This is a genomic window from Streptomyces sp. NPDC050422 (assembly GCF_044458665.1).
Taxonomy (GTDB): Bacteria; Actinomycetota; Actinomycetes; order Streptomycetales; family Streptomycetaceae; genus Streptomyces.
Window position 1 is genome coordinate 209,864 of sequence record NZ_JBITIE010000006.1, and the last position, 15,604, is coordinate 225,467.

The following is a 15,604-nucleotide window of genomic DNA, read 5'->3' on the forward strand; positions in this document are numbered from 1 at the left end:
CGCGCCGTCAGATGAAGTTCATCGCGGCAGCCGCACCCACGCCCCCGAGCACCATGAACACCGGCATCAGCACCTTCAGCTCCACCCAGCTGCCGGCCCTGAACCGCATGGCCTTCGGCGGGCCGATCGGGTACCAGCGCTTGCGGCCGACCGGGATCGGCCACAGGATCGGGCAGCCGGAGACGGTCAGCGCGTCGCCGATGTCGTGGACGAGGGCACCCAGCACGATGGGCAGGCCGAGCCAGAGGTACTCCTGACCGGGGGCGTCGAAGAGCCAGTCCGAGCCGTTGCCCGCCTTGTCCAGGACGCCGGCGAGAATCCATGCGCTGGTCGCGCCGAGCAGCCACACCAGGACGTCGCTGGACATCCGGGCGGCCCGCCAGAGCAGTCCTTCGACGGCGAGCACCAGGTGGACGAAGAGAATCCCAAGCACCGCCCACCGGCCGCCGGTGATCGCCGCGGCGGAGGCGCCCGCGCCGATCAGGACCGCCCAGAGCCAGGTGTGGGTCAGCGTCCGGTGGCCGCCGTTGCGGTTCGAGTCGCCCCGCATCTTCGTGGCCTTGTAGACGGCGTGCGACAACGTGTCGACGATCTCGCAGAGTCCGCGGGAGACCGGTCCGAAGGCGCGCGAGATGGTCGCCGACTTGTGGTCGAGGTCCGGGGCAAGTGCCGCGCCCGCGCTGATCAGCGCGCCGACGACCAGGACGGGCCACGGCATGGTGTGGCCCGCGGCAGCCGCGGCCGCGCCCACCCCCAGCCAGGCCGCTGCTCCTGACAGAGAGTGTGCCGGTCCCATCATGGCTGTTTCCGCCCCCGTAGGTGTCGTGAGGTGCGACAGGTATCGCCTGTGCACGCATTCCGGCCACCGTCGTTGTGGTGCGGCCGAGTTGAGAGGGAAGCGTATCGTCCGTGATCTTCGTGCCGTCGTCCGGTTCCCTCATCGGGGCACAAGACAGGCAAGATGGGGGTGTGACCCTTATCGATCAGCTGCCCCCGACCGACGACCCCGACGCCCTCTTCGAGGCTTTCTCGTCATGGACCGAGACGCAGGGGATCACCCTCTATCCCGCTCAGGAGGAGGCGCTGATCGAGGTGGTCTCCGGGGCCAACGTGATCCTTTCCACCCCCACCGGCTCGGGAAAGAGCCTGGTCGCGGCGGGTGCGCACTTCACCGCCCTGGCCCAGGACAAGGTCACCTTCTACACCGCTCCGATCAAGGCCCTGGTCTCGGAGAAGTTCTTCGACCTGTGCAAGCTGTTCGGTACGGAGAACGTCGGCATGCTCACCGGCGACGCCTCGGTCAACGCGGACGCCCCGGTGATCTGCTGCACCGCCGAGGTGCTGGCCGGCATCGCGCTGCGTGACGGGAAGTACGCGGACATCGGCCAGGTCGTCATGGACGAGTTCCACTTCTACGCGGAGCAGGACCGCGGGTGGGCGTGGCAGATCCCGATCCTGGAGCTGCCGCAGGCCCAGTTCATCCTGATGTCGGCCACCCTCGGTGACGTCAGGATGTTCGAGGAGGACCTGACCCGCCGCACCGGCCGCCCCACCTCCGTGGTGCACTCGGCGACCCGTCCGGTTCCGCTCAGCTACGAGTACCGGCTGACGCCGATCACCGAGACGATCACGGAGCTCCTGGACACCCGGCAGGCGCCGGTCTACATCGTGCACTTCACCCAGGCCTCGGCTGTCGAGCGGGCGCAGTCGCTGATGAGCATCAACATGTGCAGCAAGGAGGAGAAGGAGAAGATCGCCGATCTCATCGGCAACTTCCGCTTCACCACCAAGTTCGGCCAGAACCTCTCCCGTTACGTGCGGCACGGCATCGGTGTGCACCACGCGGGCATGCTCCCGAAGTACCGCCGTCTCGTGGAGAAGCTCGCGCAGGCGGGTCTGTTGAAGGTGATCTGCGGTACGGACACGCTCGGCGTCGGCGTCAACGTCCCCATCCGCACCGTGCTGTTCACCGCACTCACCAAGTACGACGGCACCCGGGTGCGTACGCTGCGCGCCCGCGAGTTCCACCAGATCGCGGGCCGGGCCGGACGCGCGGGTTTCGACACGGCGGGCTTCGTCGTCGCGCAGGCCCCTGAGCACGTCGTCGAGAACGAGAAGTTGGTCAAGAAGGCCGGCGACGACCCGAAGAAGAAGCGCAAGGTCGTCCGCAAGAAGGCCCCCGAGGGCTTCGTCGCCTGGTCCGAGACCACGTTCGACAAGCTGATCCAGTCCGACCCGGAGCCGCTGACTTCCCGGTTCCGGGTCACCCACACGATGCTGCTGTCCGTCATCGCACGTCCCGGCAACGCCTTCGAGGCGATGCGGCACCTGCTGGAGGACAACCACGAGCCGCGCAGGGCGCAGCTGCGCCATATCCGCCAGGCGGTCGCCATCTACCGCTCCCTGCTGGACGGCGGCGTGGTGGAGCAGCTCGACAAGCCCGACGCGGAGGGCCGCATCGTGCGGCTCACCGTCGATCTGCAGCAGAACTTCGCACTGAACCAGCCGCTGTCCACGTTCGCGCTCGCCGCGTTCGAACTGCTGGACGCCGACTCGCCGTCGTACGCGCTGGACATGGTCTCGGTGGTCGAGTCGACGCTCGACGACCCGCGCCAGATCCTCGCCGCGCAGCAGAACAAGGCGCGCGGTGAGGCGGTCGGGCAGATGAAGGCCGACGGCATCGAGTACGAGGAGCGGATGGAGCTCCTCCAGGAGGTGACGTACCCGAAGCCGCTGAGCGAGCTGCTGTGGCACGCGTACGACGTCTACCGCCAGAGCCACCCGTGGGTGGGTGACCACCCGGTGTCGCCGAAGTCGGTGATCCGCGACATGTACGAACGCGCCATGACGTTCACCGAGTTCACCTCGAACTACGAGCTGGCGCGCACCGAGGGCATCGTGCTGCGGTACCTCGCGAGCGCGTACAAGGCGCTGGAGCACACCATCCCGGACGACATCAAGTCCGAGGACCTGGAGGACCTCATCGCGTGGCTCGGCGAGATGGTCCGTCAGGTCGACTCCAGTCTCCTCGACGAGTGGGAGCAGCTCGCCAATCCCGAGGTGGAGACGGCCGAGCAGGCGCAGGAGCGTGCCGACGAGGTCAAGCCGGTCACGGCCAACTCCCGCGCCTTCCGGGTGCTGGTGCGCAACGCGATGTTCCGCCGGGTCGAGCTGGCCGCGCTGGACCGGGTCCGTGATCTGGGCGAGCTGGACGGCGACGCGGGCTGGACCGAGGACGCGTGGGGCGAGGCGATGGACGCGTACTGGGACGAGTACGAGGAGCTGGGCACGGGTCCCGACGCTCGCGGGCCGAAGCTGCTGAAGATCGACGAGGACGCCGAGCACGGCCTGTGGCGCGTCCGGCAGACGTTCGCCGACCCGAACGGCGACCATGACTGGGGCATCAGTGCCGAGGTCGACCTGGCCGCGTCCGACGAGGAGGGCCGGGCGGTCGTCCGGGTCACCTCCGTGGGCCAGTTGTGAGCGCGTCCGTACCGACGGCGCCGCTGCGAGAGTGGAGAACAACCGCATGACGAACCCCGCCGAGCGCCTGGTCGACCTGCTCGATCTGGAACGGATCGAGGTCAACATCTTCCGCGGCCGCAGCCCCGAGGAGTCCCTCCAGCGAGTCTTCGGCGGGCAGGTGGCAGGCCAGGCGCTGGTGGCGGCCGGCCGGACCACCGACGGGGACCGGCCGGTGCATTCGCTGCACGCCTACTTCCTGCGGCCGGGCCGTCCCGGGGTGCCGATCGTCTACGAGGTCGAGCGGGTCAGGGACGGCCGGTCGTTCACCACCCGCCGGGTGACGGCTGTGCAGCAGGGCCGGACCATCTTCAACCTCACGGCGTCCTTCCACCGCCCGGAGGAGGCCGGCTTCGAGCACCAGCTGCCGCCGGCCCGTGTGGTGCCGGATCCGGAGGAGCTGCCGACGGTCGCCGAGGAGGTGCGTGAGCACCTGGGCGGTCTGCCGGAGGCCCTGGAGCGGATGGCCCGGCGCCAGCCCTTCGACATCCGCTACGTCGACCGGCTGCGCTGGACGCAGGAGGAGATCAAGGACGCGGACCCGCGGAGCGCGGTATGGATGCGCGCGGTGGGTCCGCTCGGCGACGATCCTCTGGTGCACACCTGTGCGCTGACGTACGCGAGCGACATGACGCTGCTGGACGCGGTGCGCATCCCGGTGGAGCCGCTGTGGGGGCCGCGCGGCTTCGACATGGCGTCGCTGGACCACGCGATGTGGTTCCACCGTCCGTTCCGGGCCGACGAGTGGTTCCTGTACGACCAGGAGTCGCCGGTGGCGACCGGCGGGCGAGGTCTGGCGCGCGGCAGGATCTACGACCGCGAGGGCAGTCTGCTGGTGTCGGTGGTGCAGGAGGGGCTGTTCCGGCGGCTGGGCGAGCGGCCGTCCTGACGGCTCACATGCCCGGCAGGAAGTCCTGCTCGGCCACGCGTCGGCGGGTGCGGATGTCGGGCGGCGCCGGGTGCAGTTTCGCGTCGCAGGTGGGACCGAGACCGGTGCGGCGCGATGCCGTACCGGTGAGCGGGCGTCCGCACATGCGGCAACGCACCGGACCGCGGCCGGTGTCCGCGGCGGTGCCGGGCAGCGGTTCGGCGCCGGTTCCGGGGGCAGGTTCTGGGGACTCCACGTACCGATCCTCTCAGGTGCCCGGCCTACGCTCGACTCCCTGACCACGCACCACCAAGGAGCCGTACGTGACCAGCGCCCTGAAAGTGATGCCCCTCCCCAAGGGAGGGAAGGCCAGGCCAGAGGTTCTGCCTGGCGTGGCCGAGGGCTTCGAGCACGTCGTCGTCGACACGTCCCGGGGCCACTTCCACGTGGTCGCGTACCTGGAGCGCGAGCTGCCGCCCGACGGCATACCCGCGTACCTCACGGCGCGCAAGGACGGCGCCCGTTCCTTCGTGCTGTGGGCAGACCCGGGGCGCCGCTCACGGCTGGCCACGCTCGTCACCACGGCGGCGGGCAAGGGTGTGTCGGAGTATCAGGTGTGGGGCGGGCAGGGCGAGCTCATCGGCACGTTCGTCCGGGAGAAGGCCCTGTCCGGCAAGGGCCTGCGCACGCGCTGGACGGTCACCCAGTCCGGCTGCCCTCAGACCGTCGGCTTCAAGGGCCGGATCTTCTGGTGGTACGTGTGGTGGCCGCTGTTCCCCTTGTGGGTGCTCACCGGGGTGGTGGGTCTCTTCAGCGGCGACGGCGACGTGCCGCGCGGGCCGCGGCGGATCGTCTGGCAGGCCGGCGCGGAGGCGCCGCTGGAGTATCTGTCCAGGGACGAGGTCGTCGTGCACGCCCCGTGGGTCGACCTGCGGCTGGCGGCCGCGCTTACGGCGACGGTCCGGTCGTTCGACAGCTGGATCGGCACGCCGTGGGACGACAAGAAGAAGTAAGCCCACCCCGGCCCGGCCGGTCGTCGGGGCAGGCCGGGCCCTCGCACCGTTAGTCCATTGGATGGATACCGCGGGCCCCTGCCCGCCCCGGGCGCGCGCCTGACCGCCCTGTCGCGCCGCCGCCGCGGAAGGTGGTCGCGCGCGGTGTTCCGCGGGCCGCGACCGCTGCCCCGGGCGCCGGAGGGATGTCGTCCGAGGAGGCGCGGTCATGACGGCCGATCAGGTGCTCATAGGGCTGGGACTGATCGTGGTGCTCGCGGTCGGCTCGCAACTGCTGGCGAACCGGCTGCGCGTTCCCGCACTGCTGATCCTGCTGCCGGCCGGCTTCACCGCCGGGGCGCTCACCGACACCGTCAACCCCGAACGGCTGCTGGGCACCGCCTTCTCCCCGCTGGTGTCCCTGGCGGTGGCGGTGATCCTGTACGACGCCGGGCTGGGCCTGGACCTCAAGCGGCTCAAGGGTCATACGCGCCGGGTCGTGCACCGGCTGCTCTGGCTCGGGACGTTGCTCACCGTGGTGTCCGCCGCACTGTTCGCCGTACCGGTCCTGGACATGTCCATGGGGGCTGCGGTGATGCTGGCCGCGATCCTGGTCGTCTCCGGGCCGACCGTCGTCGGGCCGCTGCTCAACTTCGTACGGCCCACCGAGCGTCTGCAGCGCATCCTCATCTGGGAGGGCTCGCTGATCGACCCCGTGGGCGGCATCCTGGGGGCCTTCGTCTTCCACGGCGTCATCGCCTCCGGCCGGCACGGTTTCGGCAACCAGCTCGGGGAGTTCTGGATCAGCGCGGCCGTGGGCCTGGTGGGCGGCGCGGTCGGGGCGGCGCTGTTGTGGCTGGTGCTGAGCCGGATGCGGATGAATGAGGAGCTGGGGACCTCGGTGCAGGTCGCCGCTGTCATCGGCATGGCGGCGGCCTGCGACATGCTGCGCGACGACACGGGACTGATCTCGGCGGTCGTCATGGGGATGGCCATGGCGAATCTCCCCAGCCTGGACATCCCGGCCAGGCGGCCGTTCTTCGACACCCTGGTCTCGCTGATCATCGGTCTGCTGTTCGTCTCCATCTCCGCCACGGTCACCCCGTCGTCACTGCGGCACGTGGTGCTTCCGTCGCTCGCACTGGTCGCGCTGCTCGTCCTGGGGACCAGGCCCCTGGTGGCCCACCTGGCGACGCTGCGTACCGATGTGCCGCGCGGGGAACGGTGGTTCATCGGCTGGATGGCCCCGCGCGGCATCGTCGCCGCGGCCACGGCGTCCACGTTCTCGGCCGAACTGGTCGAGAAGGACATCGCGGGCGCCGCGCGCATCCTGCCCGCCACCTTCGTCGTGATCGTCGCCACGGTGATGCTGTACGGCCTGACGGCGTACCCCGTCGCCCGGCGGCTCGGGGTGCTGCGCCCGGCCCGGTCCAGGCCGTTGCTCGTCGGCGGCGCACCGTGGGCGGTCGACCTGGCATGTGCGCTGAGTTCGGCGGGGCTGGACGTCCTGATGTGGGCCGGCGCCGAGCGTGAACGGGTACGGATCGTGGGCGCCGGGCTGAAACTGGCACCCGGTGAACTGCTCGCCTCGGCCACCGGCGCCGGCGCCGAGCTCGAAGGGATCACCGGAGTACTGCTGCTCACGGGCGAGGACGACTTCAACGCCCTCGCCTCGACGACACTCCGCGAGAGCGTCGACGGCCCGGTCCACCGGCTCGCTTCGCCCTCCGCGAGCCACGGGGTGGTCGCGCCGTACACCGGCGGTGAGTCGCTGTTCGGCGGCGGGCTCACCGGCCCCGAGCTCTCCCGCAGGTACGAGGCGGGCGCCCGCGTGGTGGCGCGACCGGCCGACAGCGCTCTCGCCGATCACGTGCTGCTGTTCGTGGTCAGCCCGGACAGGCGGCTCACGCCGGTCACGGACACCCGGACCCCCGCCCCGGGTACGGGCGACACCCTCATCCTCCTGAGCCCGCCCACCGGCGTGCTCACCGGCTGACCGCGACAGCGCGGTCAGCACCCCGGGCGGCGTGGCCCGTTCGCGCCCACCCTGCACGGATATCCCTTGTCCCGCACATCACCCATCGTGGATTCGCCTTGCGGATGCCTTCAGGACGGGGCGTCCCCAGGAGTTCCTGAGCCGAGGAGACAACGAACATGTCGGACGAACCTTCAGGAGCGCCCGCCGCCCAGCAGCCCGATCCAGTCACCCTGATCCGCACCCGCGGCTACGCGGCCCTGCTGATCATGGTGGCGATCCTGGGGGTCCCGATCTCGGCGGGGGCCTTCGGCTTCCTCGCGCTCGTCTCCGAACTGCAGTCGCTGACGTACGACGATCTGCCCAAGGCCCTGGGCTTCGCCGGGACACCCACATGGTGGCCGGTGCCGCTGGTCGGCGTGGCGGGGCTGCTGACGGGGCTGGCCATCCGGTACCTCCCTGGAGACGGAGGACACAAACCGGCCGAGGGGCTGGTGAGCTCCGGCGTGGCCCCGGCCGCACAACTTCCCGGCATCGCCCTCGCGGCCATCGCCTCGCTCAGTCTCGGCGCGGTGCTCGGCCCCGAGGCACCGCTCATCGCGCTGGGCGGGGGCGCCGCCGTGTACGCGGTGCGGCTGATCAAGCCGGACATCACTCCGGGGGCGACCGCGATGGTGGGGGCCGCGGGCAGCTTCGCCGCCGTCAGCGCTCTGCTGGGCTCGCCGCTCCTCGGCGCCTTCCTGCTGATGGAGGCTTCGGGGCTGTCCGGGATGATGCTGGGGGTGGCTCTCGTACCCGGGCTCCTGGCGGCCGGGATCGGCGCGCTGATCTTCACGGGCCTCGGCTCGTGGACGGGCCTGGGGACGTACTCCCTGGCGCTGCACGAGGTGCCGCCGGCGGACGGCCCCACCGTCGCCGAATTCGGCTGGGCCGTCGCCCTCGGGCTGGCTGCCGCTCTCGCCGGCGCGGGAATCCACCGGCTGGCGCTGTTCCTCCAACCGCGGGTCGAACGACAAAGGCTGGTGGCCACCGTGGTGATGGGCCTTGCCGTCGGCGTTCTCGCGCTCGTGTACGCCGAGATCACCGGGAACTCCGCCTCACAGGTGCTGTACTCGGGCGAGCACGCCCTGGATCCGCTGCTGGCCGACAGTGCGAAGTACTCGGCGGCCACCCTGGTGGTGCTCATCGTCTGCAAGTCACTTGCCTACTGCGCCTCGTTGAGCGCTTTCCGGGGCGGCCCCGTCTTCCCGTCCATGTTCGCCGGCGCCGCGGGCGGCCTCGCGCTTTCCCATCTCCCGGGGCTGAACCCGACATCCGGATTCGCCATGGGGATCGGGGCAATGTGTGTGGCCATGCTGAAGCTTCCGATGACATCGGTGCTGCTGGCCACACTGCTGCTGGGGTCCGAGGGTGTCACCGTCATGCCGCTCGTGATCGTCTCGGTGGTCGTCTCGTATGTCCTCACGCTCAGGATCACTCCCCCGCCGGCAGCATTCGCCACGAAGCCGCCCGCGCCATAGGCAAGCCGCGAGCCGCGCAGGGTGCTGTCAGACCCGTTCGCGCTCCCCGGGTCCCGCACAGAGCGCCCAGATGATGAAGATGTCCAGCGCGATGAGCACGATGGACCACAACGGGTAGTGCGGCAGCCATGCGAAGTTGGCGAGCGCGCCGAGTCCGGCGAGGACGACGCCGACGGCGCGCGCCCAGAAGGCCCCGGTGAACAGGGCGCAGCCGGCGAGAACGATGACGATGCCGAGAATGAGGTGGATCCAGCCCCAGCCGGTCAGGTTGAACTGGAACACGTAGTTGCGCGTGGCGACGAACACGTCGTCCTCGGCGATGGCGGAGATCCCCTGAAGGATCGCCATCCCGCCGCCGAAGATCATCAGAACGGCGGCGAAAGCGGTCCAGCCCGTGCGGAACGGGTGGCGGGAGCCCGTTGCGGCACCCGGCGCCGCTTTGGGTTGGTTGCTCGTACTGGCCATGCCGGCCTCCTCCGGTAGCGGAACCGCCCGGCAGGACCAAAGCGCCGCGCCGGGCGTCCCCCGTACCAGCGTGGCACGACAGCGGGTGACCGGCACCACCAGCGGGAGCCCACGTGCGCCGCCCACCTCCTCTCCATATGGAGATATGATCTCCGACATGAGAGAGACGCAGGGAGCTGAGGCCGGATCCGTCGAGGCCGGGCTCGCGGCGCGACTCGGTGAACTGCGGGTCGAGCGCGGCTGGTCGCTGGACGAGCTGGCCCGGCGCAGCGGGATGAGCCGCTCGACGCTCTCCCGGCTCGAACGCGGTGAGCTGAGTCCGACCGCCGCCCAGCTCGGCCGGTTGTGCAGCGTGCACGAGAGGACCATGTCCCGGCTGCTGCTCGAGGTGGAGGGGCAGCCGCCTCAGCTCGTGCCCGCCGGGCGCCAGAGCGTGTGGCGGGACCGGACGACGGACTTCGTCCGCAGATCCGTCTCGCCTCCGCACGCCGGCCTGCGCGCGGAGGTCGTCGAGGGCATCCTCGGCCCGTGTGCCGCGATCGCGTACGAGAATCCGCCCGTCCCCGGCCTGGAGCAGCACATCTGGGTCCTGGAGGGGACGCTGGAGGTCACCGTCGACGACACCGTGCACACGGTCGGCCCGGGTGACTGCCTGCGATTCCTGCTGCGCGGCCCTTCGCGTTTCCGTTGCCCGGGCCCGGAGCGGGTCCGTTACGCACTGATGATCGTCGCACCGTGAAAGGACCTGCCCCATGACCGAGATCGTCCCGGTGTCCGGACCCGAACTGGTCACGTACGCCGATGAGCTGGCCGCCCTCCTCGTGGAGACGGTCGAGGGCGGATCGTCCGTGGGGTTCCTCGCCCCGCTCGACCGGGACTCAGCCGCCTGCTGGTGGCGGGAGCGCGCCGCGTCCGTGGACGCGGGACATCACGAGGTCTGGATCGCCCGGGACGGTGAGCGGATCGCGGGGACCATCGGCCTGGCCCGGGCGCCGCTGCCGAACGCCCGTCATCGCGCGGAGGTGGCGAAGCTGATGGTCCGCCCGTCGGCGCGGGGCCGGGGGCTCGGAAGGCGGCTGCTGGACGCGGCCGAGCGCTCGGCCGCGGGGGACGGCGTCACACTCCTGGTGCTGGACACCGAGAGCGGCAGTCCGGCCGAGCGGCTGTACCGCTCGGCCGGGTGGACGGAGTGCGGCTCCGTTCCCGACTACGCCGCCGACCCTGCCGGTGTCCTGAAGCCGACCACCTTCTACTACAAGGCGGCCGGCCGGGACGGTTCGGCACCGGTTGTGGCGACGAGCCCGTCGACGTCCTTGTAGGCGACGCCGTCCTTCATCACCAGCAGAATGTTCGCGGGGTCGCCGAGGGCGCGGATGTCATCGAGCGGGTTGCCGCGGGTGATGACGACATCGGCACGCTTGCCGGGCTCCAGGGTGCCGATGTCGGCGGCGAGTCCCAGGAGTTCGGCCGCCTCGGAGGTACCGGCCCGCAGCGCGCCCATCGGGGTCATGCCGCAGTCCACGAGGTATCCGAGCCCGCGCAGGTTGGTGCCGTGCTCGGCGATGCCGCAGTCGGTTCCCATCGCGATCCGCACCCCGCGCTCGATGGCGCGCGGGATGTGTCGGCGTGCGACGTCCTGCCAGTGCTTCTTCTTCGCGTACGCCCAGGGCGCCGCCTTCTTGGGGTCCGGGTCGGTGTTGGCGGTGGTGAGGGTCGGCACGAGGAACGTTCCCCTCTCCAGCATCAGGCCGATGGCCTCGTCGATCTCGTAGCCGTGCTCGACGCCGGCGACACCGCCTCGCACGGCGTTGAGGATCCCGCCCCTGCCCTGGGCGCGGGCGGCGACCTTCTTGCCCCGGTGCCCGGCGGCGATCTCCGTGATCGTACGGATCTCGTCCTCCGGGAAGCCTTCGTCGTCGGGCTGGTCGGTCGGGCTCCACACACCGCCGGTCGCCGCGATCTTGACGCGGTCGGCACCCTGGCGCAGCACGCTCCGGACGGCCTCTGATCGAGATCGACTGCGCGCCCGGACAGGCGGGGGCGGTCGCGGAGCTCCTGTCGGCGGACCCGCACGCGGTGACCGTGGAGCACACGGCGGGCGGCCGCGATCTGCTGATCACGGCGATGGCCACCGGGTTCGGCGCGCTCTCGCCCTACATCGTGGACCGGCTCGGCACCATTCCCGGCATCACTGCGACCCGGGCGCACCTGGTGACCCGCAGTTACACCGAAGGCAGCGAATGGCGGCTGACCGACCTCAGCCGCTCGCAGCAGGAGGCACTGACCGCGTCCCGCCGGTCGGCTCTGGGCGACTCGCAGCACCTTCCCGAGCACGCCGAACTCGTCACGGCGATCGGCGAGAACGGGCGCATGTCCCTCAGCGAACTCGCCGAGGTGCTCGGGATCTCGGTCAACACGGCGAGTCTGCCGGCTGAACCGGCTGCTGGAGTCCGGCCGGCTGGTGATCCACTGCGACCTGACCCGCTCACTGTCCGGCTCACCGGTCGCCGTGACCTTCTTCGGCACCGTAGCGGCCGAGCATCTGGACTCCACCGCACGGGAATTGGCGAAGCTGCCGGAGATCAGGCAGTGCCTGGGGCCGGCCGGCCCGCAGAATCTGATCGCCACGGTCTGGGTCTCGTCCCTGGTGGACGCCCAGGCCCTGGAGGTGCGCCTCGCCGCGACACTCCCCCATCTGCGGATCGCCGACCGCGCGGTCGCGCTGCGCGCGGTGAAACTGATGGGCCGGCTGCTGGATCCGGACGGCCGGGCGACCGGCTTCGTACCGATGAACCTCTGGGAGTGACAATGGCCGTGGAAGACACCGACGAGGAGATACCCATGACGCTGCACGACATCCCGCTCCACACCCTCACGGGCGAGCCGACCACGCTGGGCGCCTACAGCGGCCAGGCGGTCCTGCTGGTCAACGTCGCCTCCAAGTGCGGGCTGACCCCGCAGTACGCCGGTCTCGAACGGCTGCAGAAGGAGTACGGGGACCGGGGCTTCACCGTGCTCGGCGTGCCGTGCAACCAGTTCGGCGGCCAGGAGCCCGGCAGCTCCGAGGAGATCCAGACGTTCTGCTCGACGACGTACGGGGTGAGCTTCCCGCTGCTGGAGAAGACCGATGTCAACGGCGCCGGCCGGCATCCGCTCTACGCGGAACTCACGCAGCTCGCGGACGCGGACGGCGAGGCCGGGGACATCCAGTGGAACTTCGAGAAGTTCCTCATCTCCCCCGCGGGCGAGCCGGTCTCCCGGATCCGGCCCCGCACGGAGCCGGAGGCCCCGGAGGTCGTCGCGGCCATCGAGGCGCAGCTCCCCGCCTGAGCCGCCGCCGGTCCGGCACGACGCGGCCCCGGCCCTGTCGGAGCGACAGGGACGGGGCCGGTTCACGGGCCGGCCGGACGTCAGCGGATGGGCATCCCGGACAGCGTGCGGGCGATCACCAGGCGCTGGATCTCGCTCGTCCCCTCGAAGATCGTGTAGATCGCCGCGTCCCGGTGCATCCGCTCCACCGGGTACTCACGGGTGAAGCCGTTGCCGCCGAGGATCTGGATCGCCTGGGCGGTGACCTTCTTGGCGGTCTCGCTCGCGTACAGCTTGGACATGGAGCCCTCGGCCGACTCGAACGGCTTGCCGGCGGACGCCATCCACGAGGCGCGCCAGACCAGCAGGCGCGCCGCGTCGATCTGGGTGCGCATGTCGGCGAGCTGGAAGGCGATGCCCTGGTTGTCGATGATCGGGCGGCCGAACTGGGTCCGGGTCTTCGCGTAGTCCAGTGCGACCTCGTACGCGGCACGGGCGGTGCCGACCGCCATCGCGCCGACGGCCGGGCGGGACGCCTCGAACGTGGCCATGGCGGCGTTCTTCACGCGCTCGCCGCCACCGGAGGCAGCGCGCTCGCGGGCCCGGGCGAGGCGCTGGTCGAGCTTCTCCTTGCCGCCGAGCAGGCAGTGGCCCGGGACGCGCACGTCCTCCAGGACGACCTCGGCGGTGTGCGAGGCGCGGATGCCGTGCTTCTTGAACTTCTGGCCCTGCGAGAGGCCGGCGGTGTCCGGCGGCACGATGAAGGAGGCGTGCCCCTTGGAACCGAGCTCGGCGTCGACGACCGCGACCACGACGTGGACGTTGGCGATGCCGCCGTTGGTCGCCCAGGTCTTGGTGCCGTTGAGCACCCACTCGTCCTTGGCCTGGTCGTACACGGCGCGGGTACGCATCGAGGCCACGTCGGAGCCGGCGTCGGGCTCGGAGGAACAGAAGGCGGCGACCTTCACATCGTTCGCGTCGCCGTACATCTGCGGGATCCAGGTGCCGATCTGCTCCTCGGTGCCGTTGGCGAGGACGCCGACGGCCGCCAGGCCCGTGCCGACGATCGACAGGGCGATGCCCGCGTCGCCCCAGAACAGCTCCTCCATCGCCATCGGGATGCCCAGGCCCGTCGGGTCGAAGAACTGCTGCGCGTAGAAGTCGAGGGAGTAGATTCCAACCTTGGCGGCCTCCTGGATGACGGGCCAGGGCGTTTCCTCACGCTCGTCCCACTCCGAAGCTGCCGGACGGATCACATCCGCGGCGAAGCCGTGAAGCCAGTCACGGACCTGCTTCTGGTCGTCGTTGAGCTCGAGCGTGAACTCGGCCATGTTCCCCTCCACGTACTGCCGTCAAAAGTACTGCCGTCAGAAACTGATCGTTACTTGCGGTAACAACAGTCTGTTACCGACAAGTAGCCTGTGTCAACCGCTCGGGCGGCGATCCACACACCGCTGGGCAGGGTGTTACGTTGCGCAGGCAGGACGGACATGCACGGTCAGGGGTGGGAGAAACGGCATGGAGACCACACGACAGGCCGAGCGACAGCGGACCGCGGCCGAACGCCGCCGCCGCGAGCTGCTCGAGGCCGCCGACCGCGTGGTGCTCAGGGACGGGCCCGGGGCCTCGATGAACGCCATCGCGGCAGAGGCGGGCATCACCAAGCCCATCCTCTACCGGCACTTCGGCGACAAGGGCGGCCTCTACCGCGCCCTCGCCAAGCGGCACACCGACGCACTGCTGAGCGCTCTGCGGGCCGCGCTCGACGCCCCCGCCGACCGTCGCGAACGTGTAGAGGCGACGCTCGACACGTACCTCGCGGCGATCGAGGCGCGTCCGCAGGTCTACCGCTTCCTGATGCACCCCTCCGACGACGCGGCTCCCTCGTCCGAGCAGGGCTTCGACGTCGGGCGGCACTCCGCCCCGCTGCTGCGACGCCTCGGCGAGGAGCTCGCCACGGTCATCGCGGAGCGGGTGGACCTCGGCCCGGACAGTCAGGAGATGGCCCGGATCTGGGGCCACGGCATCGTCGGCATGATGCACGCCGCGGGCGACTGGTGGCTGGGGGAACGCCCCTGCTCGCGCGAACAGTTGGTACGGAGTCTGGCCGATCTGCTCTGGGGCAGACTGGCCGCGGCGGGCGACCGCCCGGGCGGCCCCGGGTTCTGACGCCGACAGCCCTCAGCCGGCGCGCCCCCAGGGCGCCCGGCGGGCCGCCCGCAGCGCGCGTGCCTTGCGCAGGCCGGTCAGCCGGTCCGTGTAGACGGCCCCGTCGAGATGGTCGCACTCGTGCTGGAGGCAACGGGCGAAGAAGCCCGTCCCGCTGATCCGCACCGGCTCCCCCTCGGCCGTCACCCCCTCGACCACGGCGTGGTCGAAGCGTGGCGTGCCGGCCTCGATCCCGGGGAGCGACAGGCAGCCCTCGGGGCCGCGCACGGTGATGCCGTCGGCCTCCACGAGCGTGGGGTTGACCACGTGCCCGAGATGACGGACGTCCTCGTCGTCGGGGCAGTCGAAGACGAACACCCTGAGCGGCACACCGACCTGGTTGGCGGCGAGACCGACACCCTGCGCCTCGTACATCGTGGCGAACATGTCCTCGATCAGCCGGGCGAGCGACGGCCCGAAGTCCGTCACCGGCTCGCACGCGGCGTGGAGCACCGGGTCGCCGAGCAGGCTCATGGTCCGGACGAGGCCGGAACTGCCGGGGATGGGGCGGTTTCGCATGACGGCCATCGTACGGTCCACCGGAACGTACGAAGCAGGCCGCAGCCGCCTGCGCATCGCCCGGCACGGTGCCTCCTCCGTGCCTCCTCCCCTGCGGGACCTCGTGCCCCGGGCCTCCTTCGCCTGCCTGACCTCGTACCCCGGAACCGGCACCGACGCCTCCGGGCCCGCGGTGGAGAACGACCTCGCGCAGCCGGCGAGCGGGAGCGGCGAGAGGTGACGCACG

At 70.7% G+C, this 15,604-nt stretch carries 16 protein-coding genes and 2 pseudogenes; 12 read left to right on the top strand and 6 right to left on the bottom strand.

The annotated features are described in order from the left end of the window. Positions 1-7 precede the first annotated feature (7 nt). Positions 8-799, bottom strand: coding sequence for a metal-dependent hydrolase (locus tag ACIBJG_RS10800; protein ID WP_399306741.1), 792 nt, complete (start codon positions 797-799; stop codon positions 8-10). A gap of 170 nt (positions 800-969) precedes the next feature. Here ACIBJG_RS10800 and ACIBJG_RS10805 point away from each other — a divergent pair, with 170 nt between their 5' ends. Together ACIBJG_RS10805 and ACIBJG_RS10810 are read left to right on the top strand one after the other, a co-directional pair. Then, a complete protein-coding gene (locus tag ACIBJG_RS10805; RefSeq protein WP_399306744.1) occupies positions 970-3,483 on the top strand; it encodes a DEAD/DEAH box helicase in 2,514 nt (837 codons plus the stop codon). A gap of 46 nt (positions 3,484-3,529) precedes the next feature. After that, complete coding sequence (locus ACIBJG_RS10810) at positions 3,530-4,411, top strand: acyl-CoA thioesterase (RefSeq protein WP_399306747.1); 882 nt, start codon at positions 3,530-3,532, stop codon at positions 4,409-4,411. Positions 4,412-4,415: 4 nt separating this feature from the next. Here ACIBJG_RS10810 and ACIBJG_RS10815 read toward each other — a convergent pair whose 3' ends face one another. Further along, positions 4,416-4,646, bottom strand: coding sequence for a DUF6011 domain-containing protein (locus ACIBJG_RS10815; RefSeq protein WP_399306750.1), 231 nt, complete (start codon positions 4,644-4,646; stop codon positions 4,416-4,418). Between the two features lie 67 nt (positions 4,647-4,713). Here ACIBJG_RS10815 and ACIBJG_RS10820 point away from each other — a divergent pair, with 67 nt between their 5' ends. The 3 genes from ACIBJG_RS10820 to ACIBJG_RS10830 all read left to right on the top strand — a co-directional run bounded on the left by ACIBJG_RS10820 (position 4,714) and on the right by ACIBJG_RS10830 (position 8,877). Beyond that, complete coding sequence (locus tag ACIBJG_RS10820; RefSeq protein WP_399306753.1) at positions 4,714-5,403, top strand: hypothetical protein; 690 nt, start codon at positions 4,714-4,716, stop codon at positions 5,401-5,403. Positions 5,404-5,611: 208 nt separating this feature from the next. Then, the gene (locus ACIBJG_RS10825) at positions 5,612-7,378 is read left to right on the top strand and encodes a cation:proton antiporter (RefSeq protein WP_399306756.1); all 1,767 of its coding nucleotides are present in this window, start codon (positions 5,612-5,614) and stop codon (positions 7,376-7,378) included. Between the two features lie 158 nt (positions 7,379-7,536). Next, positions 7,537-8,877: a chloride channel protein gene (locus tag ACIBJG_RS10830; protein ID WP_399306758.1), complete on the top strand. Its 1,341-nt coding sequence runs from the start codon at positions 7,537-7,539 to the stop codon at positions 8,875-8,877. A 27-nt stretch (positions 8,878-8,904) separates the two neighbouring features. On the opposite strand, the gene ACIBJG_RS10835 is transcribed toward ACIBJG_RS10830, so the two are convergent. Further along, positions 8,905-9,342, bottom strand: coding sequence for a hypothetical protein (locus ACIBJG_RS10835; RefSeq protein WP_399306761.1), 438 nt, complete (start codon positions 9,340-9,342; stop codon positions 8,905-8,907). Positions 9,343-9,499: 157 nt separating this feature from the next. Here ACIBJG_RS10835 and ACIBJG_RS10840 point away from each other — a divergent pair, with 157 nt between their 5' ends. Next, positions 9,500-10,081, top strand: a complete 582-nt coding sequence (locus ACIBJG_RS10840) for a helix-turn-helix domain-containing protein (protein WP_399306764.1) — start codon at positions 9,500-9,502, stop codon at positions 10,079-10,081. Positions 10,082-10,094: 13 nt separating this feature from the next. Next, positions 10,095-10,661, top strand: a complete 567-nt coding sequence (locus tag ACIBJG_RS10845; protein WP_399306766.1) for a GNAT family N-acetyltransferase — start codon at positions 10,095-10,097, stop codon at positions 10,659-10,661. Here the strand turns inward: ACIBJG_RS10845 and ACIBJG_RS10850 are convergent. Next, positions 10,595-11,356: pseudogene (locus ACIBJG_RS10850) on the bottom strand (amidohydrolase family protein); the annotation flags it as partial. The gene ACIBJG_RS10845 and the pseudogene ACIBJG_RS10850 sit on opposite strands and share 67 nt — an antisense overlap. On the opposite strand from ACIBJG_RS10850, the pseudogene ACIBJG_RS10855 reads away from it, so the two are divergent. The 3 genes and pseudogenes from ACIBJG_RS10855 to ACIBJG_RS10865 form a co-directional block, all read left to right on the top strand. Then, positions 11,356-11,550, top strand: a pseudogene (locus ACIBJG_RS10855) (Lrp/AsnC family transcriptional regulator); the annotation flags it as partial. The pseudogenes ACIBJG_RS10850 and ACIBJG_RS10855 sit on opposite strands and share 1 nt — an antisense overlap. Before the next feature lie 253 nt (positions 11,551-11,803). Next, positions 11,804-12,148 (top strand): hypothetical protein, encoded by a 345-nt coding sequence (locus tag ACIBJG_RS10860; protein WP_399306769.1) that lies wholly within the window; start codon positions 11,804-11,806, stop codon positions 12,146-12,148. Positions 12,149-12,183: 35 nt separating this feature from the next. Continuing rightward, entirely contained in the window at positions 12,184-12,672 is a 489-nt protein-coding gene (locus ACIBJG_RS10865) for a glutathione peroxidase (protein WP_399307215.1), read from the top strand. 80 nt (positions 12,673-12,752) lie between these two features. Here ACIBJG_RS10865 and ACIBJG_RS10870 read toward each other — a convergent pair whose 3' ends face one another. Next, positions 12,753-13,982, bottom strand: a complete 1,230-nt coding sequence (locus tag ACIBJG_RS10870; protein ID WP_399306772.1) for an acyl-CoA dehydrogenase family protein — start codon at positions 13,980-13,982, stop codon at positions 12,753-12,755. 187 nt (positions 13,983-14,169) lie between these two features. Between ACIBJG_RS10870 and ACIBJG_RS10875 the strand changes: the two genes are divergently transcribed. Continuing rightward, a complete protein-coding gene (locus ACIBJG_RS10875; RefSeq protein WP_399306775.1) occupies positions 14,170-14,820 on the top strand; it encodes a TetR family transcriptional regulator in 651 nt (216 codons plus the stop codon). Between the two features lie 12 nt (positions 14,821-14,832). Here the strand turns inward: ACIBJG_RS10875 and def are convergent, their stop codons facing one another. Next, positions 14,833-15,378 carry a peptide deformylase gene (gene def, locus ACIBJG_RS10880; protein ID WP_399306778.1) on the bottom strand — a complete coding sequence of 182 codons (546 nt, stop codon included), beginning with the start codon at positions 15,376-15,378 and terminating at the stop codon, positions 14,833-14,835. Here def and ACIBJG_RS10885 point away from each other — a divergent pair. Further along, positions 15,377-15,598, top strand: coding sequence for a hypothetical protein (locus tag ACIBJG_RS10885; protein ID WP_399306781.1), 222 nt, complete (start codon positions 15,377-15,379; stop codon positions 15,596-15,598). The genes def and ACIBJG_RS10885 overlap by 2 nt on opposite strands. Positions 15,599-15,604 lie beyond the last annotated feature (6 nt).